We start from the raw sequence: 23167 nt of genomic DNA on the forward strand, positions 1-23167 counted from the left end.
CGGCCTTCTGTGATGGGCATTCGCGTCGTCTGGACATTCGTGTGGCTCCAGCAAAAGCAAAATGCATCGCAGACGTCACAGAACCCTACGAAAAACGGTTTAGCGCCAACATACAAGCCGCTGACGAGTGGAACGAGGCTGCGATCGGCTGCAGAGCAGTCGTAAAACCATGGTTCGCGATTCTTCAGGTAGCACGCGATTGCCGGGTTTTGCGAGGAGTGCCTCCTCGATCGCAGCCTCGCACGGCTCGTCAGCGGCTACAGGTTTGGTGGCGTAGCAGGTGGATCAGGCCACATCCACCAGCACGACTTCGCTGTCTTCAATGGCTGTCACGCGCAGTAACGACTCGTCGACGACCGCTATGCCGTCCCGTGCGTTGGCCCGCAGGCCATTGACCTCGATCAGTCCTGTGGCGGGTACGAGATAGGCCCGGCGGCCACTGTCTAGGCGGTATTCGGCAGTTTCTCCGGCCTTAAGGTTTGCAGCGACCAGTCGTGCGTCGGCGCGAATGCCCAGGCTTTCGTTATCTCCCTCTTTGCCGCTGGCCAGCGTCACAAAGCCCTCGCGCTGCCCTTGTGGGAAAGGCTTGGCGCCCCAGGCGGGTGCCTCACCTTCTTTGTTGGGGATGATCCAGATCTGAAAGATCTTGGTCGGTGTCGACTCCAAATTGTATTCGCTGTGCGCAATCCCGGTGCCCGCACTCATTACCTGTACATCGCCTGCTTCAGTTCGGCCCTTGTTGCCCAGATTATCCTCGTGGCTGATTGCGCCTTCACGGACATAGGTGATGATTTCCATGTCGCGGTGCGGGTGCTTCGGAAATCCGGTGCCCGGGGCGATGACATCGTCATTCCACACCCGCAGGTTGCCCCAGTTCATGCGGGACGGATCGTAGTACTCGGCGAACGAAAAGTGATGATGGGCATCCAACCAGCCGTGGTTTGCGCCGCCCAGGGTAGTGAAGGGTCTGAGTTCAAGCATGATAGGTCTCCTGTTCAGGTTGCCCGTGGATGTGAACGGCTACCCGATTGATGATGGGATGATTCTCTGTCAGGAACATATCGATAAAAAGCTTAAAAAGTGCGTGAATCTGATCTAATAATTAGATGTTTGATGTTGCCGCCGAATAGTCTTTACCTTCACTGCATGGCCTAAACGGCTGATGCTCAAGCAATTAGCTAGATCTCTGTGCGTAATGGCGCGACCATAGCCCATCCACCCGGACAGCCTCACACTCTGGAGTCAGCGTGCCGCAACACAATCCCGAACTGCCTGATGAACTCGCGCCCCTTACCCAATTGCCATTGTTCAAGCGCCTGGCGGCGCGATTATTTGGCAGTGGTTTGAGTCGTTTGCGTGCACAACATGCCGCGTCATGGCTACAAGGCCAGGCAGACGGCTTTCGCAGCGGGCACAGTGCCGGGGTCGATTACGGCTTTTCAGAGGGCCATGCCGAAGGGCTTGAAGAGGGGCGTCAGGTGCTGTTTATCAGCGACACGCGCCCGCGAGAGCTGCGGGCGCCCGGGATCGATGACCACCTGTTCGATGACTGGCGACTGCCGCTGGGGCCTGAGCTGAAAAAGCAGATCAAGGCGGACGTGGCCGCGATCCTGCCCGGGCACGCTCAGCCCAGTGCCGCACAGTGGAAGATGATCTTCAGCGATACGCCGTCTACCTCAGTGGTTGCGGGGGCCGGGGCAGGGAAGTCGACGTCACTGGTGTTGCGGATTCTACTGTTGACCCACTACCTGGGTTTTGAACTCGATTCGATGACCGTGGTGACCTTTACCCGGGAGTCGCGCAAGGACTTCATCAAGAAGCTGCAGGAGATTTTTGCTTTGTGGGGCCGCACCCTGTCCCTCAAGGAAGCCCGGGATGTGGTGCGCACATTCCACTCGCGGATTTTGCCCATGGTGCGCAGTTTGCCCGGCTACTCCCAGTTGCAAGCGTTCGAGACTCTGAACACCCGTAGCCTGCTCAACGACGACGATACCGACAGCAATCCGTTTGACCTGCGTATCAACGATGCTCAGCGTCAGCAGCTCAATGCCTGCTTCCACGGGCTGTACAGCCGCGATGAGCGCTTCCGTCAGACCTTGGCACCTCTGCGCATGCACGCCTTGCAACTCAAGGAACTGGAGCGCGACCATCCCGATGTGCAAAAGCGCATGGCCGTGACCGAACTGGCCGCCAAGCGCGATGAAGAACTCTGCGACACCCTGGAGGACCTGTGGTTTGCCGCCGGGGCGTGGCCGATCAAAGGCATCGAACCCAATCGCGAAACCGTCGAGATCAATGGCTCGCAGTTCCATTGCCACGGTTACATTGCCGAGCTGGATGCCTGGGTCGTGCTGGGGTTCGATCCGCGGGAAAACCCTCAGATTTGCCGTCCCGGTGCCCGGCTCAGTGTGCGTGCCGAGTGGGCAGTAAAGCGCACACTGTTTCGAGCTTTCTGCGGTAAGCCATTGATCTGGTTGGATAGCTATGAGTCTGCCAAACGCGTCATCAGCTCGATGGCGGGTGATGCCAGTGCAGGCCCGGGTTTTGATTACAAGCTCAAGGGTGAGTTGGGTTCAGCGCCGTTGCTCGACAGTTTTGTGGCGGCGGCCAGCTTTATCGAGAACCTGGGGCTCGACGTTGCGGCAGCCGTGGCCGACATGCGCTTTGCCAAGGACGATCCGGACCGTTTCTTTTTTGAGGCCTTGAGCCTCTACTGGCGGGCGCTGGAGGATCATTTGCTGGCCCAGACTCCCCCGGTCATGACCTATAACCGCATGTTCTCCCTGTTTGGCGAGAACACCCCGCAGAACTTCAAGCTGTTAAGCCATGAGCAACTGCGCCCACTGTCGCACTTGATGATTGATGAGTTTCAGGACGTCTCGCCGCAGATAGTGTCCTGGTTGCGTGCCAGCCTGCGCGAAATCCGTAGCCGAGGCCCTGCGATGCATGTGGGGCGTGGAGCCCAGCGCTCCTCGCTGCTGTGTGTCGGGGATGACTGGCAATCGATCTACGGCTGGCGGGGCAGTTCGCCCAAGTACTTCATGGAGTTCAACAAGGAATTTCCGTCCCCCGCGACCACGCGGGTGATGCTCAGCGACAACTTCCGCAGCCATCAGTACATCATCGATGCGGCCGAACATATCGTGCGCGCCGCGCCGTCCATCACCGGTAAAAAGGCCAAGGCCAGCGGAGAGCCCAAGACACCCGTCCCGGTCAATGTCCTGCATCGGGACGATCAGGGTTTGGCTGCGCGCTTGATCGAGCATTACAACGCAGGCGACAGCATCTTGATGTTGTATCGAAAAAGCAGCGATAAGCTATTGATAGAAAAGGATATACAGTTAGTAGTTAATGTTGATTCTAGGTTGGCGCCTGAAGATCGCCGGCTCAAGCAACTGACCTATCACAGCTCCAAGGGTTTGCAGGCGGATGCAGTGTTCTTGCTGGGTGACTGCCAGCACCTGACGTCTTCACCCTACAAGAATCAGGTGTATCGCATGGCCGGCCTGGGCAAGGACGCCGACCCTGAGCCGTACGATAACGCGCAGAAAGACGAAATTCTGCGTCTGGCCTATGTGGGCATCACCCGGGCAGTGACGCACTGCTACTGGTATCTGGAAAATCAGGATGCCCACGGGCCAAACGTTCCCAAGGCTTCTGATCGCGTGCCCCAGGGCAAGCCGTTCTTTGAGGATCTGCGTGTCACGTGAGTCGCAACAGGCGCCTGATGCGTCAGGCGTGAATAACAACAATGTTTGGCTTTGCCAGTAGAAGGAACTTCTTTTGATCACTACCTTGTTTGCCAAAACCAACAGCGCCCGTGTCATCGGTTTATCGGCTCTGGCCCTCTTGATCGGGGGTTGCAACAGTGGGCACCAAGCGCTTGATAAAACCCCCGAGTTGCCGCCCGCACCCGAGATATCCTCGGGCTTTCGTGCGGACATGGCCCCCGTGCATGCGCAGCGGCACATGGCCGCCGCAGCCAACCCATTAGCGACCGCTGCAGGGCAGCAGATGCTGCGCCAAGGGGGATCTGCAATCGATGCCGCGATCGCCATGCAAGCCGTGCTCGCACTGGTAGAACCTCAGGCAAGCGGTATCGGTGGCGGTGCTTTCATTGTGTACTGGGACGGTAAGCGGGTTCAGGCCTTCGATGGTCGTGAAACAGCCCCGTCCGGTGCTAACAGCCGTATGTTCCTGGGTAAAGATGGCCAGCCGATCCCTTTTACGGATGCTCAAATAGGCGGGCGTTCAGTGGGCGTCCCTGGTGTGCTCAGAGCGCTGGAAATGGCCCATCAGCAACATGGCAAACTGCCTTGGCGTGACCTGTTCCAGCCTGCCATTGAACTGGCGCGTGAAGGGTTTCCAGTCTCCAGGCGTTTGCACACGCAGATCGCTGCTGACAAATTCATTGCTACTTCGCCGCAAATGGCCAAGTACTTTTTGACCGAACAGGGGCAGCCTCTGCCGGTTGGGACTCTGCTTAAGAATCCTGAATTGGCACAGACCCTGGATGCCATCGCTACACAAGGTGCAGACGCTTTCTACCAGGGTGCAGTCGCACAGGCGATGGTTGATCAGGTCAGGTCCCACGCCAATCCCGGCACTCTGTCCCTGGCCGATATCAGCCGTTACCGGGCCAAGGAGCGTGAGCCCGTGTGTGGTGACTACAAACAATGGCAAGTGTGCGGCATGCCACCGCCATCTTCGGGTGGTGTAGCGGTGCTGCAGACCCTGGGGATTCTCGACGCCCTGCAGAGCAAATCACCAGCGCTGGACCTGGCAGCCCTGGCACCTGTGCCAAGCACCACGGGAGCACGCCTGGAACCCTCGGTTAAAGCGGTTCACCTGATCTCGGAGGCAGAGCGCCTGGCTTACGCTGACCGGGCGTTGTATCTGGCAGATAGCGACTATGTGCCGGTCAATGTGAAAGGGCTGACCGATAAAGCGTATCTGCAGGCCAGGGCATCACTTGTCAGCGAGCAAAGCATGGGGCGTGCCCAGGCGGGGACTCCAGCGGGGATGAACCTTGCGTTGGCGCCGGATCGCTCACCTCTGCGTATTTCCACCTCGCAAATTGCCGCCGTTGACGATCAGGGCGGGGCGATATCGATGACCACCTCGGTTGAGGCTGCGTTTGGCTCGCATGTGATGACCAATGGCTTCATCTTGAACAACCAGCTCACCGACTTCTCATTTGTCCCTGAAGAAAACGGTAAACCGGTGGCCAACCGAATCGAGCCAGGCAAGCGACCTCGTTCCTCAATGGCCCCGACGCTGGTATTTGATCGCAAAAGCGGCGAACTGGTCGCCACCGTTGGTTCTCCGGGTGGTTCACAGATCATCGAGTACGTGAACAAGGCAGTGATTGGGCTGGTGGACTGGAAACTCGATCCTCAGCAGGCAATCAGCCTTCCCAATTTCGGCAGTCGCAACGTGGGCACTGAAGTCGAGGCCGGTCTCGTGAGCCCTGCACTGATTCAGCAGTTGAAAGATCGTGGACACGATGTGTCTGTCATCGACATGACCAGTGGCACCCAGATTATCGCTCGAGATAAAAATGGCTGGGCCGCCGGGGCCGACCCTCGCCGAGAAGGCACTGCACTGGGGGATTGAACCCGCTGAGGGAGCGAGCCTGCTCGCGATGCAGGCGCTGCGGTCTGTCAGTCGAACCGCAGGGATGCCATCGCAGGCAAGCCAGCTCCCGCAGGTACTTTTGGGCTCATTGATGAATCCGCTGCAGGCGCAGATCAGGCCTGCGCTTGCCAGGCCTGGGGCGGTACGAAGCTCTCGAGTTCGTCCTCCACGACCTGAATGATGCGCCCCAACTGGCCCAGGCTCATGACCGTGGCGCAGGGTATGCCGGCAATGGCGATTACGGTTTCGCCACTGGCGCGGTCAAACAGTCGGGCGATCATGCTGCTCGGCGCGTCCATGGTCGCCTCGAAGCCCATCGGGTGAAAATGCCAGCGCATAAGTTGGCAGGCGTTCGGGAAGGTGACTTTATTGATGTTTCCCTGCGAGTACATAGAGCAATTCCTTTAGCTCAAGTGGCGTGCGCGGCACGGTTCTGGCCGCGTGTGTTTGCAAGTATTTCGTGTTCAAAGCTATCACCCAAGCATGATAGCGATAAGCCTTTTTTTGCCCGCTAGCCAGTTGATTGACCAGGTTTTGATGTGAATCATGCACTTAGGCTATTTATCTCCTGTGCATGCCCATTGAAGCCAGCGCGCAAACTCGGCACTCTCTGTTTTTTGCCTTCGAGCATTTTATGTCAGCCTCAGACGACGGCCCCGAGCACACCCGCGCCACTGGCGAAGCCGTGATGCGCTATCACCTGTGCTGGAAGCACCGGGACCTTGATGGGGTAATGGCGCTTTACCATCCCGATGTGACCTACAACGACTTTTTCCAGAATCGGGTCATGACCCTCGATGAGCTGCGCGAGTATGTGCAATCGTCCATGCCCAGGGAGCCGGATGAAGCGCTCGAGCACAGCGATCGCATCCGCCTGGATGGCAATACCGCCTTTATCCAGTACCGCATGACTCTGCGCGGCAGTCAGGGCCTGGTGTCTTTCCGGGCCAGCGAAGCCATTACCGTGCGTGATGGTCTGATCTGGCGGGTCAATGAGTACGCCTCTCTGGTTCACGAAACGCCAGCCAACTCTGCACGTCAGGGCTCATTGCGGCCTGCGGTCAGCCGTCTTGGGCTTTCGGCCCGGCAGTTGAGTTTTATGGCCCAGGACCTGCAAACCTACTTTGAACGCCAACAACCCTGGCTCGATCCCGATCTGGATTTGCAGCAAGTGGCCCAAGCCTGCGGCTATACCCGCAATCAGATGTCGTATTTGCTCAATCAGGTGCTGGGGCTCAGTTTTTATCGCTACGTGAATCAGGCGCGGCTGCGCCATGTATTGGCCGCGATGGATGTGGCCGCAACACCTGTCAAAGTCGATGAGCTGGCTTTTTCGGCTGGGTTTAACTCGATATCTGCGTTTTACAGCTGTTTTCGCCAGCACACGGGGCAATCGCCCAAGGCCTACGCCAAACAAATTTCTTTGCGGGTACGCACGCAAGACGCGCCTTAGGCCAACGACTAGGATCGAGCCATTCTTGGATCGGTGTGGAGTCGGTAATGCCAGCATGGCGCTCAATCAGTTTATGGATGGACCAGCTTGGGGAGGAACTCGCACCTCGGCCGTCCCTGGAGCACGACCTGGATGTCGATGTCGTCATCATCGGTGCCGGTTATACCGGGCTCTGGACGGCGTATTACCTCAAACGCCATGCGCCTGAACTGAGTATCGCCATCGTTGAAGCCCAAACAGCGGGCTTCGGCGCTTCCGGGCGCAACGGAGGATGGTTGATGGGCAACCTGCTGGGTGAGGATCGGTTGCTCGCAGGCCTGTCTATCGAACACCGGCGTGAATCCTTCGACTTACTGCACGGTATTCCCGACGAAGTTAAGAACGTCATTGATCGTGAAGGCATCGACTGCGATTACCGAAAAGGTGGCGGGTTATATTGCGCGGCACGCTATCCGGAGCAGGAAACCAGCCTGCGCCGGTATCTGGCCAGCCTTTACGCCGAAGGCTTGAACGAGTCCGACTACCGCTGGTTGAGCCCCGCCGAGCTGGCACAGCAGATCCGCATCGCCAAACCCTATGGCGGGATTTTCACGCCCCATATTGCAACCATTCACCCTGCCAAGCTGGTACGCGGTCTCGCCCGTGCCGTTGAGCGTATGGGGGTGAAGATTTTTGAACAAAGCCCGGTAACCGAGTGGCGCGCAGGGGTTGCCCGCACCCACAAGGCGCAGGTGCGCAGCCGTTGGGTGGTGCCTGCCGTGGAAGGCTATGCCAACACTCTGGCGCCTCTTGGGCGCTATCAATTACCGGTACAGAGCCTGCTGGTGGCCACCGAACCTTTGCCGCAAACCACGTGGGACGACATTGGCCTGTCCCAGGGCCAGGCCTTCAGTGAAAGCAGCCGTCAGGTCACCTATGGCCAGCGCACTGCAGACAACCGCCTGGTGTTTGGGGCCCGGGGTGGTTATCAGTTTGGCGGACGCTTGCGCGAGAACTTTGATCTGAGCAAAGACGAAGTCGAACTGCGCCGCTACCTGTTTGGGGAGCTGTTCCCGCAGCTCAAAAACGTAGAGATCAGTCACGCCTGGGGCGGCAACCTAGGAATGTCGCGACGGTTTCAGCCGCACATGCTCTGTGATCGCCAGCAGGGAATTGCGTTGGCCGGTGGTTACGGCGGAGAGGGCGTAGGTGCCAGCCATTTGGGCGGGCGCACCCTGGCTGACCTGATTTTGCAGCGCGACACCCTTGAAGTCAGGCAGCCGTGGGTGTTGACCGAAGGCGGGCTTGGCGCACTCAAGGCCTGGGAGCCCGAGCCGTGCCGCTGGCTCGGTTACAACGCGATCATTCGCAGCTTTGTGTACGAAGACAAAACCTTGGCCAATCCTGACAGCCCGCCCTGGCGTCGGCAGTTTGCCAGCCGCATGGCCGGATTTATGGAAAGTTTCATGCATTAACCAACACTGGCACGCTTAACAGGAAGCATCCCATGAGCATCACTCAGTTCAAAAATACCCTCCACGTGGCTTTGCAGGAGTCTTTTCCCGTAGCCGTGCCGCTCGGTACGCCGGTGGCGGTGACGTCAGTCACCTGCGTTGAGCGCAACGACGGCGTCGAGACCGGCATCTGGGAATGCACCCCGGGTCGCTGGCGTCGCCAGATCGTGGAGCAAGAGTTCTGCCACTTCATCCAGGGCCGCTGCACGTTCACCCCGGATGACGGTGAAACCCTGACCATAGAAGCAGGCGACGCACTGATGTTGCCTGCCAACAGCACCGGAATCTGGCATATCCAGGAAACCGTGCGCAAGACCTACGTTTTGATCCTTTGATCGCCGAAACCTGCCCATAAAAACAGCTGCCCAAAACATGCAAGGAATCGACTCATGATCCGTATGACCCTGTTGCCCCTGATGCTGGCCGGTACGCTGTGTCAGGCCGCCGAAACTGTGAAGGTCTATAACTGGTCGGACTACATTGCTCCCGACACGATGAAGAACTTCCAGCGCGATACCGGTATTGCGTTCAGCTATGACGTGTTCGACAGCAACGAGACGCTGGATGGCAAGTTGATGACGGGCTCATCGGGTTATGACGTGGTGTTCCCATCCAACCACTTCATGGCGCGGCAGATCCAGGGCAAGGCCCTGAAGAAACTCGACAAGAGCCATTTGCCGAACTGGAAGAACCTCAACCCGGTGCTGCTCAAGGCGCTGCAGGTCAATGATCCGGGCAACGAGCACGGGTTTCCCTACCTGTGGGGCAGTACCGGGATTGGCTACAACATCGCCAAGGTCAAGGCCGTGTTGGGTGACGATGCGCCGGTGGATTCCTGGGACTTGATCTTCAAGCCCGAAAATATGGAAAAGCTCAAATCCTGTGGTGTCGCGATTCTCGACAATGGCCCGGAAATCCTGCCTGCGGCGCTCAACTACCTGGGCTTGCCCCATCACAGCAAGAACCCCTCCGACTACAAAAAGGCTGAAGAGCTGCTGCTCAAGGTCCGCCCTTATATCAGCTATTTCCATTCATCGAAGTACACCAGTGACTTGGCCAACGGCAATATTTGCGTGGCAGTCGGCTTCTCGGGAGACATTCTGCAGGCCGAAACCCGGGCCAAAGAGGCCAATAATGGCGTGCAGATCGGCTATTCGATCCCCAAGGAAGGGGCTGCCATCTGGTTTGACATGGTTGCCATGCCCGCCGATGCTCCGGACGAAAAAGCCGCTTACAGCTTTATGAACTACCTGCTGCGCCCGGACGTGATGGCCGGTATCACCAACTATGTGCATTACGCCAATGGTAACGAGCAAGCCGATGCCTTGGTCAGCCCTGAAATCAAGGCTGACACCAAGGTCTACCCAACCCCTGCAATGATGGACAAGCTGTTTGCACTGGAAGCCATGCCGCTGAACATTGATCGCACCCGCACACGCGTGTGGACCACGATCAAGGCCGGCCGCTAATCAGCGCAGTGCTTGCGGGTTCACCAGGTTGGCCGGGCGCTCACCGGCCAATGCCGCCAGGAGGTTATCGACAGCGCAGCGCGCCATGGCTTCGCGAGTTTCGTGAGTGGCCGAACCGATGTGCGGGGTGGCCACCACGTTATCCAGCTTTAGCAAGGGCGAGGTCAGTTCCAGTGGCTCGCGCTCGAACACGTCGAGCCCGGCGCCCCGTATCTGGCCTTGCTGCAAGGCGTTGATCAGCGCCGCTTCGTCCACCACCTTGCCGCGAGAGATATTGATAAAGATGCTCTCGGGGCGCATCAAGGCAAATTGCTCAGCACCGATCAGGCCTTCGGTCTGGGCAGTCAGGGGCAGGGTCAGGCAGATAAAATCGGCTTGCTGCAATAACTCATCCAGGCTGCGGTACTGTGCGTTGAAGCGTGCCTCGACAGCGGGTTTGGGCGAGTTGCTGTGGTAAATCACCGGCATCCCGAAGCCAAAGTGCCCGCGCTGGGCCAGGGCTTCGCCAATACGGCCCATGCCGATAATACCCAGGGTTTTGCCATGCACGTCGGTGCCGAAATGCTCGGGGCCGACGTTTTTTTGCCATTGGCCATTACGCACCAGATTAGCCAGTTCCACCACGCGGCGGGCGCTGGCCAGCACCAGGGCAAAGCCGGTGTCGGCCGTGGTTTCGGTGAGCACGTCCGGGGTGTTGGTGAGCAGGACCTTGCGCTCGGTCAGGTAGTCGATGTCGTAGTTATCGACACCCACCGACACGCTGGCCACTGCCTCGAGCGTTGGCGCCAGATCCAGCAACTGCGCATCCAGTTTCAGGCTTGCTCCCAGTATGCCTTGCGCCTGGGGCAGGGCTGCCCGCAGTGTGTTCATGCCGTCGGCGTCCAGGCGCTCGATCAGGGTGACATTGGCGTGGGCTTCAAGGCGCTGCATCAGCGCCGGGGACAGTTCTTTGTAGAGCACGACATTCTTTTTCAAGGGAATCACCAACGTTGAATTCAAGAGTGGGCCAGGCGTTGCGAAGTACTGTGTTGCGGCGCTGCAGGATCTTTGGCAGCGGGTTTGAGCATCAATGTCAGCAGCACCGAAATCATCAGGGCACCGCTCATCAGCAGGAAGGAAGCGCCCGTTGAGCCGGTGGAGCTGTTCAGATAGCCAACCAGGTACGAGCCGGCAAATGAGCCCAGCGCGCCCATGCTGTTAATCAGGGCCATGGCGCCACCGGCCACGTTGGAGGGCAGTATTTCCGGGATGATGGCGAAAAACGGGCCATAGGGTGCGTACATGCAGCCGCCGGCAATCACCAGCAACGCGTAGGACCACCAGAAGTGTTCGGCACCCAGCATGTAGGAACCATAGAAGGCGATGGAAGCGATCAGCAGCGGTGGCCAGACAAAGCGTTTGCGCTTTTGCAGTTTGTCCGAGCCCCATGACACCACCAGCATGGCGATGACTGCCGCCAGGTAGGGAAGGGCCGAAAGCCAACCGGCCTCGACCATGTCCATCTGTGCACCCTGCTTGAGAATCGACGGCAGCCACAGCACAAAGCCGTACACCCCGATGCTCCAGCAAAAGAACTGCATGGCCAGCAGGATAACGGCAGGTGAACGAAACGCGGCCGCGTAGTTTTTTACCGGCTTCATGCCCACTTGCTCGGCATCTAGCGCGCTTTGCAGGTCCAGCTTTTCCTGGTTGCTCAGCCATTTTGCTTCGCTTGGACGGTCATCGGCCAGACGCCACCAGATAAACGCCCAGAACACGGCGGGCAGGCCTTCGACGATAAACATCCAGCGCCAGCTGTAATGTTGCACCAGATAGCCCGAAACCACGGACATCCAGAGCATGGTCACCGGGTTGCCCAGGATCAGAAAAGTGTTGGCACGGGAGCGTTCGGCACGGGTGAACCAATGACACAGGTACACCAGCATCGCTGGCATCACGGCGGCTTCAACCACTCCGAGCATGAAGCGGATCACGATCAGCCAGTAGGCACTGGACACCACGCCGGTCAACGTGGCGAGGCTGCCCCAGAGGATCAGACTGACAAAAATCAGTTTTTTGACGCTGTTTCTTTGCGCGTAAATCGCCCCGGGTACCTGAAAGAAGAAGTACCCGAGGAAGAACAGCGCGCCCAGCAGCGACGACAGGCCGGGCGTGATATTGAGGTCTTCGGCCATCCCGGAGGCAGCGGCGAAGCCATAGTTGGCACGGTCAAGGTACGCCAGGCTGTAGGTGATAAACACGATCGGCATGATGTACCACCAGCGACGGGCGGCGAGTTTTAGCGATTGCATGTGGGGTGCTCCTGAGCTTGTTTTTGTTTTTTCGCAGCAGGTGACGAGTCAAGTGAGTAACGGTGTTTAAAGGGACGCGGGCAGCGCGTTGTATTCGTTCAGTTCGGCACGGTTCGGCAAGCCTTCCATGTCGCCACGGCTCTGCACGGCACGACTGCCGATCCAGTTGGCTCGTTGTACGGCCTGGTCAAATCCGAGGTTTTCGAGCAGGGCACTGACCACGCCGACGGCAAAGCCATCACCGGCACCTACGGTGTCGATGACGTTGGCGACGGGCACAGCCGGGACAAACTGTTGATCCTGGGCCGTGCGATAGAACGCGCCTTTGGCTCCCAGCTTGATGATTACCGCTTCAGCACCCTGGTCGAGGTAGAACGCGGCAATATCAGCCGGATCGTCGTAACCGGTCAGTAACCGGCCTTCGCTCAAGCCCGGCAGCACCCAGTCGGCACTCGCGGCGAGGGCGTTGATGTCTCGAATCATCTGTTGCTCGCTGGCCCACAGCGAAGGTCTCAGATTGGGGTCAAAGGACACGCTGTTGCCTGCGGCACGCATCGACTTCATCAACTCAAAGGACAATTCATTGCAGCTCGGCGAGAGTGCAGGGGGAATGCCGGTGGCGTGCAAGTGCCTGGCACTGAGCAACTGCGGGTTGAGTGCAGAGCTGCTCAGGTGGCTGGCGGCCGAGCCGCGGCGGAAGTATTCGACCTGCGGGTCGCTGCCATCATCGACGCGGGACTTGAGCTGAAAGCCTGTGGGGTGCTGCGGATCGATCTCGACGTGCTGACAATCCAGACCTTCGGCTTGCAGCGTGTTGAGTACAAAGCGCCCCAGGGAGTCGGCGCCTACGCGGCTCAGCCAGGCGACATTGAAACCCAGGCGGGCAAGGCCAATGGCTACGTTGCTGTCCGCCCCGGCGATACGCTTGTGGAACTGCTCAACCTGCGCCAGATCGCCTGTGTGGTCGGCGACCAGCATGGCCATGGTTTCGCCAAACGACAACACATCCACCTTAGACATGGCTCAGCTCCTGTTGCTTTTGGCTCAAGCGCGCCAGCACGGCAACATGCTCTTGGGTCAGTCCTTCGAGATCTGCGCCCTGCAGCGGATATTCAATGGCCCGTGTCAGGCCGTGGGGCATGTGGGTCATCAGGTGTTGCCACTGTTGCAAGTCGATGGCGGTCGGCGGCGTAGCGACCAGCTTGCCGTCCGGGCGCCGGACCACGCCTTTACAGTGCAGGTAGGTGACGTATCGGCCCAGCAGGCGGGCGGCGGTGCTGGCCGACTGATCCTGCCACTGCCAGTTGCCGATATCGAACGTCATGCTGATGGGCGCTTGTTGCTGTTCAACCTGATCGAAAAAGCGCTGCATGGGTTCAATGCGGCCGCCGTAAGAGGTCTGGTCGTTTTCCACCAGCAGACGCACCGGTTGCTGGTTGAGGCAGGCTGCGAGGTTTTGTAAGTCACAGTGTTCAGTGAAGTAGCCCAACGACACTTTCAGCCATTGGGCGCCGAACGCATGGGCCCGCTTCAGGGTGGCCAGCAGCTGGGTATTGGGCCGTGACTGGCCGGCTTCCCACAGCTCCAGTGGCGAGGAGAATACGCACTCCAGCCCCAGTTGCTGTACGGACCGGCTGAAGGCGAGCGGATCCTCTGTGGTCAGCAGTTCTTCGCGCAGTTCGATGCGGGACACGCCCGCATTGGCCAGCAATTCAATGAAGCTGTCTTGTCCGCGCTGGCGAACCAGATCGGCGCCGTAGCTCGACAGGCTGATGGAAACGGGGAATGTAGTCATTGTTATTAATCTCTGAAACCGGTTTCATTTTATTGTGCGTTAAACGGCTGGGGACCGGTTCAAGGGTTACCAGCCGCTAAAGTGTCAGGCCGTCAGGGGTTGTGTTGAGCCGCGAATAATCAGTTGCGCTGGAAAATCCAGCGCCCGGGCCGGTGACGTATCACCGCCCAGGCGTTTGAGCAGGCAGTCAAAAGCACTTGCGCCAATCTGTTGCGTGGGCTGGGCCAGGGCGGTGATGCCGCTGCCCACCAACGGGAACCACTCCAGGTCATCGAGGGCAATCAGGCCCACATCTTCGAACAAGCGGCAGTTCAACTCGCGTAACACCTGGGTGCACGCCAGCGCGGCGAGGCCGTTGGCGCAAAAAATCGCTTTGGGGCCGTGGCCGGGTGTTTGCAGGAAAGTCTGGAGGTCGGCGCGCAGGCCTGAGCCGGTTTTAACCACGGCGCCACGCAGGGCAGGGCGTGCAGCCAGTTGCCCGGTAAAACTGTTGATACGTTCGGTCCTCGAACTCGTGCCATCAACCGGCTCGCTGACCAGCAGCACGTCGCGATAACCCTGCTGCTCAAGATGCTCCAGTGCCATGCGCACTGCTTCGGGGTTGTCGAGGCCGACCAGATCCGTGTGCAGTTGCTCGACTTTGCGATCGATCAGCACGATGGGCATTTCTTGATGCAGTTCTTTTAGCGCGTCAGGGTCATGGCCAAGGGTGTTAAGGATCAGGCCCTCGATATTGTAGGAGCGCAGTGCTGCCAGATGTTGGCGCTCCTGCTCGTCATTACGGTCGGTGTTACAGACCACCAAGTTGTAACCGTGCAAACGGCAGGCGGTTTCGACGCCGTGCATGATCGCAATTGAATAGGGGTTGCGAATATCGGCCACCAGCATCCCGATCAGCCGGGTGCGACCACGCTTCAGGCCTCGGGCCATTTGATTGGGCCGATAGCCCAAATCGTTGATTGCCCGCTCGATACGCTCGGCAATGGCTTCGGACAGCAAGGCGCGGTCTTCGCCAATAAAGCGCGACACGCTGGCCTTGGATACGCCGGCCCGCTGGGCAACATCGAGCATGGTCACGCGGGTGCGCTGGGCTGCTGAAAAACTGTTCACGGCCTGAAACCTTTTATTTGAGTTATCGCAGGCGGTTTCGCATTAGGTAGCTGAAACCGGTTTCATGGGAACTCAAAAGGGTCGGTCTAGTCAAGTCTCGTCTTTAAACAGTCATGTATTGCAATGGGGCGGTTCGAGGTGGCGCCATCTCGAGCGCGCTCGCTCCCACAGGGACTTCGGCGCCAACAGAATTTGAGCCTTGCAGGGATTATCGTGGGAGTGAGCCTGCGAGGATCAGGTTTAGAACGCTCCGAAACACCTGTGGGCGCTGGCTCACACTCTGAACTGGCGCAGCAACCCATTGAGTTGCACGCTCAATTCCTTGAGGTGGGCACTGGCGGCGCTCGACTGCTCTGCCGCCTGGGCGGTGCCCTGGGATAGCTCGGCGGCCTGGGTCACGTTCTGGTTGATGTCTTCCACCACGTGGGCCTGCTGCAAGGTGGCACTGGCTATGGACGCATTGAGATCGTTGAGATTGCTCAGCGCATGGCCAATGCTGGTCAGGCTTTGTCCCGCCTGGGTCGCCTGTTCGATGGTCAGCGCAGAGGCCCGGCTGCTGCTGCCGATCACAGTGACCGCGGCTTCGGAATGCTTCTGCAAGCCTTCGATCATGGTCTGGATTTCAGCCGTGGATTTTTGCGTGCGCTGGGCCAGCAGTCGAACTTCGTCAGCCACAACCGCAAAACCACGACCCTGCTCGCCTGCACGAGCCGCTTCGATTGCTGCGTTGAGCGCCAGCAGGTTGGTTTGCTCGGCAATCGAGCGGATCACTTCAAGTACGCTGCCAATCTCGCTGCTTTGCGTGGCCAGGGTCCGGATCACTTCCACTGCCTGATTGATGGTGCCGGACAGTTGGTCGATCTGTTGCAGGCTGCTGTCGATGTTTTGCTGGCCAAGCTCGGCTTGGGACTGGGCGCCACGCATCTCACTGGCGGCGTGTTCGGCGTTTTTAGCCACTTCTTGCACGGCGTACGTCACTTCGTTGATGGCCGTGGCGACCTGATCCATTTGCAGGGCCTGCTGCTGGCTGCGCTGCTGGGCGTCGGTCGCGTCATTGCCCAGCTCAGTGGAGGATTGCTCCAGTGCAGTGGCAGTGGACTGCAGATGGCTGATCACATTGCGCAGTTTGGCGGTAAAGGCATTGAAATGCTGAGCCAGGAGGGTGACTTCATCTCGGCCGTGGGTATCGAGGCTACGGGTCAGGTCGCTTTCGCCACTGGCAATATTGGCCATGGCCTGAACGGCCTCTTGCAAAGGTCGTACGATGCTGCGGGCAATCAGGGTGACCAGCAGCGCCATGATCAGCGCTATGCCAAGACCCGCCCAACTGGCTTTCCAGGCCTGAGCGCGAAACTCGGCCTGCATATCGTCTATATAGACACCAGAACCAATGACCCAACCCCAAGGCTCGAACAGCTGCACATAGGAGGTTTTCTGCACCGGTGCCTCGGCGCCGGGTTTTGGCCAGCGATAGTCGACCATGCCCGCGCCTCTGGTTTTGGCCAGATTTGCCATTTCGTTAAAAATCCCGAAGCCGTCAGGGTCCTTGATGGCCGACAGGTCTTTGCCGTCGAGCTTGGGGTTGGTGGGGTGCATGACCATGTAAGGGCGCAGGTCGTTGATCCAGAAATAGTCATCATTGTCGTAACGCAGTTTGCTGATAACGCTCAGAGCCTGTTGTTGGGCGGCTTCACGGCTCAAACTGCCGGCCGTTTCCAGCCCCTGGTAGTAACTGAGCACGCCACTGACGGCCTGCACCACATGTTGGGTCTTCTGGGCTTTGCCTTCATACAAATCGTCATGTATCTGCTTTAGCATCAACAAGCCCAACGCCAGCAGCATCGCCATTGCAACGATCAGAATCAGCCATAAACGTCGACTGATGGACAACCCGCGCAGGGTATTCATAAAGGGTGACTCCTTGTTTTTCTTTTTGTGGTGTTTCGTAGAACAACTTTTTTCAGACTTGCCTGTCAGACGAAACCGAAGTCATGTCATAGCAGCGAAAGTAGAACGTGTCTGATAGGATCTCGGCCGAAATTGGCAAAGCTTCATCTTTATTGATTTCTGACAGTTTTTTCACACCGTTCCGGGGAACATCCCGCACCTGAAATCGACTTCAGGGCAGCGGTGGCAAACACTAAATCAAGACTAATCAGCTCTGCATGAGGCAGGGCTTTATGGGGGAATAATGGATCTTTGGACTGCCGCTCAGGCGTTGATACTTGGCGTCGTTGAGGGCTTGACGGAGTTTTTGCCGATCTCGAGCACCGGCCACCAGATTATTGTGGCCGACTTGCTGAACTTCGGCGGCGAGCGGGCGATGGCGTTCAACATCATCATCCAGCTGGGCGCCATTTTGGCTGTGGTCTGGGAATTTCGTCGCAAGATCATCGACGTTGTCGTCGGTTTGCCCACTAAACCAGAGGCTCGCCGCTTTACCACCAACCTGATCATTGCCGTGATGCCTGCGGTGGTGTTGGGGGTGATTTTTGCCGATGTGATTCACGAGTACCTGTTCAACCCGATTACCGTTGCCACGGCCTTGGTGGTAGGTGGTGTGATCATGTTGTGGGCTGAACGTCGCCAGCACGTGATTCGTGTGGAAACAGTGGACGACATGAACTGGAAAGACGCGGTCAAAATCGGCTTTGCGCAATGCCTGGCGATGATTCCCGGTACTTCGCGCTCTGGCTCGACCATTATTGGCGGCCTGCTGTTTGGCTTGTCGCGCAAGGCGGCGACCGAGTTTTCATTCTTCCTGGCCATGCCAACCATGGTCGGTGCAGCGGTGTACTCGGGCTACAAATACCGTCATCTGTTCCAGCCTGACGACTTGCCGGTGTTCGCGATTGGTTTTGTGACCTCGTTTATCTTCGCCATGATCGCGGTACGGGCATTGCTGAAGTTTATTTCGAACCACAGTTATGCCGTGTTCGCCTGGTATCGCATTGGGTTTGGCCTGCTGATTCTGGCCACGTGGCAGTTCGGCTGGATCGACTGGTCAGCGGCTTCCGCGTGAAAAACAAGGTTAAGGATCGGCGCGAATCAGCCGGCATGCGTGAGCCCAAGGGCGCCTCGATTCGTGGTGTGAAGCTCAAGCTGCTGGTATTGGCGTTGCTCTGTGCGTTGCCGCTGGGCGGTTCGGTGAACCTGCTGTTCTCCGGGGGCAGCCGCATGCCCTTGCTGGCTTACACAGTTGCCAGCCTCGTGGCGTTTGGCCTTTATTGGTACGACAAGCAGCAGGCCAGGACTGGCCAGTGGCGCACCCCGGAAAACGTCCTGCACGGGGTTGAGCTGCTGGGCGGGTGGCCGGGAGCCTTGGTGGCGCAACAGGTGTTTCGCCACAAAACCCGCAAGGTGTCTTACCAGGTATTTTTCTGGCTGATCGTGGCTTTGCACCAGGTGATCTGGATTGACGTTCTGTTCGTGAAAATGACCTTTGCGAACCTGTAGCGACTAAAGCAACAAGCCGATCTGACGTTTTTTGGCCAGCTTGCTGACCACCAATTGATGGGAGCGGCGTAACAGGTCTTGCAGTTCTGCAGCGTCCATCGGGTAGGGCGCTTGCATGTTGATCCAGAACGCCCGCGCCAGATACGGCGACGGGCGTATGCCTGGACGGTCGACATACCCCAGAAACAACTCTTTCTCGACCTTGAACGAGAGCCCGTCACGGTTCAGGTTGAACAGGGCAAACATCTTGCTCTCGTCAACATAAAACACCTGAACACCTCCCCATTTCACGTCTTCCTTGACGCCCGGCAGGCTGCGGCAGAATTCAGCTACGTCATGTTTGGTCATCTGGGTCATAGCAGTTTGTCTCCACAGCTTTCAAATGACTCGACCAAGTGGTCGATCCAGGCCCTGACGGCAGGCATCACGCCGCGTCGATGGGGGTATACCGCATGCAGCCAGCCACCTGGCAGTGTCCATGTGGGCAAGATCTGAACCAGCTGCCCGTCTTGCAGTTCCTGTTCGCAATACATCATGGGCAGTACCGTAAAGCCCAGGCCGGACAGGGTACAGGCTTTGCGCACGACAAAATCGTCGATACCCAAACGCGCTTCGAGAACCAGGTTACAGGCCTTGCCCTGTTCATCGAGCATGCGCAAATGAACCATGCGATCCGCCTCAAGCGCCCCCAGCAGCGGGACGTTTTTCAAGTCTTCGGGGCTCTCGACAGGCCACTGACGGGCAAACTCGGGGCTAGCCACCATCACGGTGCGGGCCTGACGCAGGCGTCGCGTGACCAGCAACGGGTCTTCATCGCCTTCTTCGCGAACACGCAAGGCGACGTCAATGCCTTCAGTGACCAGATCGACGCGCCGGTTAAGCAGGCTGACTTCCAGTTGCACAAGAGGGTAGGCCTGCAGAAATGAGCTGATTACGCTGGGCATGAATTCATGTGCCAGGCCCACAGGACACGTCACGCGCAAGCGTCCCCGTGGCTCGCTGGACATACTGGCGACAGCCTCATCGGCCATTTCGGCCTCAAGCAACATGGCCTGGCAATGGCGCAGGTAGCGTTCACCCACCGCCGTAAGCTTGAGTTGACGTGTCGTACGCTGCAGCAGGCGGGCGCCAAGGCGCTCTTCAAGCTCGGCCACCCGGCGCGACAAGCGTGACTTTGGAATCCCCAGCAGCCGACCCGCCGCGGCAAAGCCACCGGCTTCGACCACCTTGGCGAAGTAATACAGGTCATTCAGGTCTTGCATGGCGGGCTCACTGTCCTATGGATGGGACGAACTATCGCACGATGGCTAACTTATCGTCGATTGCTTTCATAGGTAGCATCTCCTCCATCAGATCGCCCAGTAGCGGTCCTCATTTGGAGATCACCATGAAACTGTTGCATATCGATTCGAGCATCCTGGGCGACAACTCGGCTTCCCGTCAGTTGAGCCGTGACGTGGTAAAGGCCTGGCAGGCTGCCGATCCAGAGGTTGTAGTCAGCTATCGTGATCTGGCTGGCGAAGCGATCGAACACTTCTCGGCAGCAACTCTGGTGGCCGCGGGCACACCTGCGGAACTGCGTGATGCGGTTCAAAAACATGAGGCTCAATTGAGCGCAGACACCCTTGCGCAGTTTCTGGCAGCTGACGCCGTCGTGATTGCTGCACCGATGTACAACTTCACCATTCCGACCCAGCTCAAGGCCTGGATCGACCGCATTGCCGTTGCCGGTCAGACCTTTCGTTACACCGAAGCGGGTCCTGAAGGCCTGTGCGGCAATAAAAAGGTGATAGTGGTATCGACCTCCGGAGGTCTGCATGCTGGCCAGGCCACAGGCGTAGCCCATGAAGATTACTTGAAAGTGATGCTGGGCTTCATGGGCATCACCGATGTCGAGTTTGTTCGTGCCCACGGCCTGGCCTATGGCGACGAAGTTCGCACCAAAGCCATGAACGATGCCCAGGTGCATATTAACCAGGATCTGTTCAGCGCCGCGTAAGTAATCTGGACTGTTTCACCGACTAAACTCTGTACTCTGGATGTCTTCAAAGACCGGAGTACGGAGTTTTTTGCGTTTGGCTTGGGTTATGCAGAGCTGATGGATAGATGCCCTGCATTACCGGATTCGAGTCACGTGCCATATAAGGTGAGCCTCCATGTTACGTCTGAGTGCGGTACTGGTTTTGTTACTGGGATGTTGCCCCGCCATGGTGCTGGCCGAACCCGCCATGCAGTGGGGCGTGGGCTTTCATCGCCTGAACTTTCTCGACCCTCTGGACGATCAGCCGATGCGTGCGATCGCCTTTTATCCGTCCAATCAAGCCCGGGGGCTGACCAAAATGGGCGGTTATGAGGTCGAGGCGACAGAAGAGGCCAAAATCGCCATGGGCCATTACCCGTTGTTGATGCTGTCCCATGGCAACACCGGGACCCCACTGGCCCTGCACGATCTGGCTACATCCTTGGCGCGCAAGGGCTTTGTGGTGGTGGCGGTGTTGCACCCGGGTGACAACTACAAAGATCACAGCCGCCTGGGGACCCTGAGCAACCTGTACGGGCGGCCGATGCAGATATCAGCCGCCATCAGCGCGATGCTGGCTGACCGCGAATTGTCACCGTACGTGCATGACGATCAGGTGGGGGTCATCGGGTATTCGGCAGGTGGCGAAACAGCGTTGATCCTGTCCGGAGCCCAGCCTGATCTGGATCGCTTGCGGCGCTATTGCCAGGAGCGTCCTGAAGACCGTGATGCCTGTACGACACAAGGCGAGCTGATAGCCGATCGCGATGACCTTGTGCCCGTGGCGGATCCCCGGGTTCGTGCATTGTTGCTGATGGCTCCCTTGAGCCTGATGTTTGGCCGGCAAACCCTGGCGGATGTGCATGTGCCCGTGCTGCTGTACAGCGGCGATAACGACAAGCTGGTGTTCCCCGACAAGAATGCCGATGCACTGGCGCGCAAGCTGCCGGTTGAGCCTGAGTTCAAGGTGATTCCAGGTGCCGGGCATTTCGTGTTCATGGCGCCGTGCACCGAGGAGCAAATGGGCGCAATGCCCGGCTTGTGCACGGACGCGCAAGGGGTGGACCGCGAGGATGTCCATCGCGATCTGATTTATGAGGCGGGACGGTTTTTCAGCAAGACACTGCAAGTCGGCCAGCACTCGGGGTTGCGTACCGCCGATCACTGATTTAACGGGATGCGCGGCGCGCGAGGGTCACGCTTAGCAGCAAGCCCAGGCAGCACATCACTGCGGCGCTGAAGAAAATCCACGGGTAACCCATGTTCAACGCGATTGCGCCCATGATCGGGCCCGCGATGGCCAGCGCCAGATCGAAAAACACCGCATAGGCACTCAAACCCGCGCCCCGGCTGGAGACCGGCACCTGCTTGACCGCCTCCACGCCCAGCGCCGGGTATACCAGTGACAGGCCAAAGCCGGTCAGGCCAGCGCCTACCAGGGCGTACGTAACGGAGGGTGCCAGCCACAATAATGTCAGGCCAACGGTTTCGATCGTCATGCAGACAATCGCCACGCTATAGCCGCCAAAACGGCTGATGCTGTTGGTGAAAATCAGGCGCGCAAGGATAAAGCACACGCCGAACACCGACAGGCAATACGCGGCTCCGACCCAGCCTCGGTCGATATAGAAAAGTGTTATGAAAGTGGTCAGCGTGCCATAGCCAATTGAGGCAAGGGTCAGGCTGATGCCAAAGGGCGCGATCAGGCCAAACACAGACCAAAAGGGCAGGCGCACGCCGCTGATCACCGGGATTGAAGGCTTTTTACGAATAAGCAGCAGCGCGAACAGCGCCAGCAGCAACAGCGTCACCCCCAGACTGAAAAACCCAAGCTGATCGATCATTACCACACCCAGCGGCGCACCAATGGCGATAGCGCCATAGGACGCAATCCCGTTCCAGCCTATCGCTCGGGCGGTGTGTTGAGAGCCGACCTGAGCGATCCCCCAACTGATAGTGCCGACACCGATCAAGCCTTGGGCAATACCCAGGAAAATCCGCCCCGCAATCAAAATGCACAGGCTAAGCAGTGGCCAGTCTTGCACTGCCACTGCCAGGGAGGTGAGTACACCGCTTATGGCGATCCCGATCAGGCCATACACGATGGCGGGCTTGGTCCCGAGGCTGTCTACCAGTCGCCCGGCCGAAGGGCGGCTCAGCAGGGTTGCGAGGTATTGCGAAGCAATGGTCAAGCCTGCGATTACGGCACTGAAACCCAGTTGGTCGTGGACATAGCCGGGCAACACGGCAATCGGCAAGCCGATGCAGATAAACGCGATAAAGGTGTAAAACACGATCGAAAGGATTTGCAGGGTGACCGACAGGGAACTCTCGCAGGGGGGTTGTTGCGCAGGCATAGACAGTGAATCCGGCTGACGGTCATAGACCCTCATGATGGCGCGGCTTCAGAATAAATGAAAGCAGGCTAACGGTTTTGTCAGAA

At 58.3% G+C, this 23167-nt stretch carries 21 protein-coding genes; 10 read left to right on the forward strand and 11 right to left on the reverse strand.

Going from position 1 to position 23167, the window contains the following annotated elements:
* Positions 1 to 285: 285 nt before the first annotated feature.
* Positions 286 to 981, reverse strand: coding sequence for a pirin family protein (locus tag TU76_RS16085; RefSeq protein ID WP_048352092.1), 696 nt, complete (start codon positions 979 to 981; stop codon positions 286 to 288).
* A gap of 266 nt (positions 982 to 1247) precedes the next feature.
* Here TU76_RS16085 and TU76_RS16090 point away from each other — a divergent pair, with 266 nt between their 5' ends.
* Complete coding sequence (locus TU76_RS16090; RefSeq protein WP_048352093.1) at positions 1248 to 3710, forward strand: UvrD-helicase domain-containing protein; 2463 nt, start codon at positions 1248 to 1250, stop codon at positions 3708 to 3710.
* 73 nt (positions 3711 to 3783) lie between these two features.
* Positions 3784 to 5616: a gamma-glutamyltransferase gene (gene ggt, locus TU76_RS16095; RefSeq protein WP_048352094.1), complete on the forward strand. Its 1833-nt coding sequence runs from the start codon at positions 3784 to 3786 to the stop codon at positions 5614 to 5616.
* A 134-nt stretch (positions 5617 to 5750) separates the two neighbouring features.
* Here the strand turns inward: ggt and TU76_RS16100 are convergent, their stop codons facing one another.
* Positions 5751 to 6029 (reverse strand): DUF1652 domain-containing protein, encoded by a 279-nt coding sequence (locus tag TU76_RS16100; protein ID WP_019822869.1) that lies wholly within the window; start codon positions 6027 to 6029, stop codon positions 5751 to 5753.
* A gap of 242 nt (positions 6030 to 6271) precedes the next feature.
* Between TU76_RS16100 and TU76_RS16105 the strand changes: the two genes are divergently transcribed.
* From TU76_RS16105 to TU76_RS16120, 4 genes are read left to right on the forward strand one after another with little or no spacing between them, the layout of a single operon-like run.
* Positions 6272 to 7090 carry a helix-turn-helix domain-containing protein gene (locus tag TU76_RS16105; protein WP_046810095.1) on the forward strand — a complete coding sequence of 273 codons (819 nt, stop codon included), beginning with the start codon at positions 6272 to 6274 and terminating at the stop codon, positions 7088 to 7090.
* 47 nt (positions 7091 to 7137) lie between these two features.
* Positions 7138 to 8544 (forward strand): NAD(P)/FAD-dependent oxidoreductase, encoded by a 1407-nt coding sequence (locus TU76_RS16110; RefSeq protein WP_048352095.1) that lies wholly within the window; start codon positions 7138 to 7140, stop codon positions 8542 to 8544.
* A 32-nt stretch (positions 8545 to 8576) separates the two neighbouring features.
* Positions 8577 to 8918 (forward strand): cupin domain-containing protein, encoded by a 342-nt coding sequence (locus TU76_RS16115; protein ID WP_048352096.1) that lies wholly within the window; start codon positions 8577 to 8579, stop codon positions 8916 to 8918.
* A 54-nt stretch (positions 8919 to 8972) separates the two neighbouring features.
* Positions 8973 to 10052 (forward strand): polyamine ABC transporter substrate-binding protein, encoded by a 1080-nt coding sequence (locus tag TU76_RS16120; RefSeq protein WP_019822861.1) that lies wholly within the window; start codon positions 8973 to 8975, stop codon positions 10050 to 10052.
* On the opposite strand, the gene TU76_RS16125 is transcribed toward TU76_RS16120, so the two are convergent.
* The 6 genes from TU76_RS16125 to TU76_RS16150 all read right to left on the reverse strand — a co-directional run bounded on the left by TU76_RS16125 (position 10053) and on the right by TU76_RS16150 (position 17156).
* A complete protein-coding gene (locus TU76_RS16125) occupies positions 10053 to 11027 on the reverse strand; it encodes an NAD(P)-dependent oxidoreductase (RefSeq protein WP_037031806.1) in 975 nt (324 codons plus the stop codon).
* 20 nt (positions 11028 to 11047) lie between these two features.
* A complete protein-coding gene (locus tag TU76_RS16130; RefSeq protein WP_019822857.1) occupies positions 11048 to 12343 on the reverse strand; it encodes an MFS transporter in 1296 nt (431 codons plus the stop codon).
* A 66-nt stretch (positions 12344 to 12409) separates the two neighbouring features.
* The gene (locus TU76_RS16135) at positions 12410 to 13363 is read right to left on the reverse strand and encodes a sugar kinase (protein ID WP_019822855.1); all 954 of its coding nucleotides are present in this window, start codon (positions 13361 to 13363) and stop codon (positions 12410 to 12412) included.
* A complete protein-coding gene (locus tag TU76_RS16140) occupies positions 13356 to 14138 on the reverse strand; it encodes a sugar phosphate isomerase/epimerase family protein (protein WP_046810081.1) in 783 nt (260 codons plus the stop codon). Before TU76_RS16140 ends, TU76_RS16135 begins: the two co-directional genes overlap by 8 nt.
* A gap of 84 nt (positions 14139 to 14222) precedes the next feature.
* Complete coding sequence (locus tag TU76_RS16145; protein ID WP_048352097.1) at positions 14223 to 15248, reverse strand: LacI family DNA-binding transcriptional regulator; 1026 nt, start codon at positions 15246 to 15248, stop codon at positions 14223 to 14225.
* A gap of 273 nt (positions 15249 to 15521) precedes the next feature.
* The gene (locus TU76_RS16150; RefSeq protein WP_048352098.1) at positions 15522 to 17156 is read right to left on the reverse strand and encodes a methyl-accepting chemotaxis protein; all 1635 of its coding nucleotides are present in this window, start codon (positions 17154 to 17156) and stop codon (positions 15522 to 15524) included.
* A 283-nt stretch (positions 17157 to 17439) separates the two neighbouring features.
* Here TU76_RS16150 and TU76_RS16155 point away from each other — a divergent pair, with 283 nt between their 5' ends.
* Both TU76_RS16155 and TU76_RS16160 read left to right on the forward strand, forming a co-directional pair.
* On the forward strand, positions 17440 to 18270 hold the full coding sequence (locus TU76_RS16155) for an undecaprenyl-diphosphate phosphatase (protein WP_048352099.1): 831 nt from the start codon (positions 17440 to 17442) through the stop codon (positions 18268 to 18270).
* 35 nt (positions 18271 to 18305) lie between these two features.
* Positions 18306 to 18704 carry a DUF1294 domain-containing protein gene (locus TU76_RS16160; protein WP_048352163.1) on the forward strand — a complete coding sequence of 133 codons (399 nt, stop codon included), beginning with the start codon at positions 18306 to 18308 and terminating at the stop codon, positions 18702 to 18704.
* Between the two features lie 3 nt (positions 18705 to 18707).
* On the opposite strand, the gene TU76_RS16165 is transcribed toward TU76_RS16160, so the two are convergent.
* On the reverse strand, positions 18708 to 19052 hold the full coding sequence (locus tag TU76_RS16165) for an MmcQ/YjbR family DNA-binding protein (protein ID WP_048352164.1): 345 nt from the start codon (positions 19050 to 19052) through the stop codon (positions 18708 to 18710).
* Positions 19053 to 19057: 5 nt separating this feature from the next.
* Complete coding sequence (locus TU76_RS16170; RefSeq protein ID WP_048352100.1) at positions 19058 to 19966, reverse strand: LysR substrate-binding domain-containing protein; 909 nt, start codon at positions 19964 to 19966, stop codon at positions 19058 to 19060.
* Between the two features lie 125 nt (positions 19967 to 20091).
* On the opposite strand from TU76_RS16170, the gene TU76_RS16175 reads away from it, so the two are divergent.
* Positions 20092 to 20703, forward strand: coding sequence for an FMN-dependent NADH-azoreductase (locus TU76_RS16175; RefSeq protein WP_019822840.1), 612 nt, complete (start codon positions 20092 to 20094; stop codon positions 20701 to 20703).
* Positions 20704 to 20860: 157 nt separating this feature from the next.
* Positions 20861 to 21892 (forward strand): alpha/beta hydrolase family protein, encoded by a 1032-nt coding sequence (locus tag TU76_RS16180; protein ID WP_048352101.1) that lies wholly within the window; start codon positions 20861 to 20863, stop codon positions 21890 to 21892.
* Position 21893: 1 nt separating this feature from the next.
* On the opposite strand, the gene TU76_RS16185 is transcribed toward TU76_RS16180, so the two are convergent.
* Complete coding sequence (locus TU76_RS16185) at positions 21894 to 23081, reverse strand: MFS transporter (RefSeq protein WP_019822836.1); 1188 nt, start codon at positions 23079 to 23081, stop codon at positions 21894 to 21896.
* Positions 23082 to 23167: the final 86 nt, after the last annotated feature.

Source organism: Pseudomonas psychrophila (assembly GCF_001043005.1).
GTDB lineage: Bacteria > Pseudomonadota > Gammaproteobacteria > Pseudomonadales > Pseudomonadaceae > Aquipseudomonas > Aquipseudomonas psychrophila.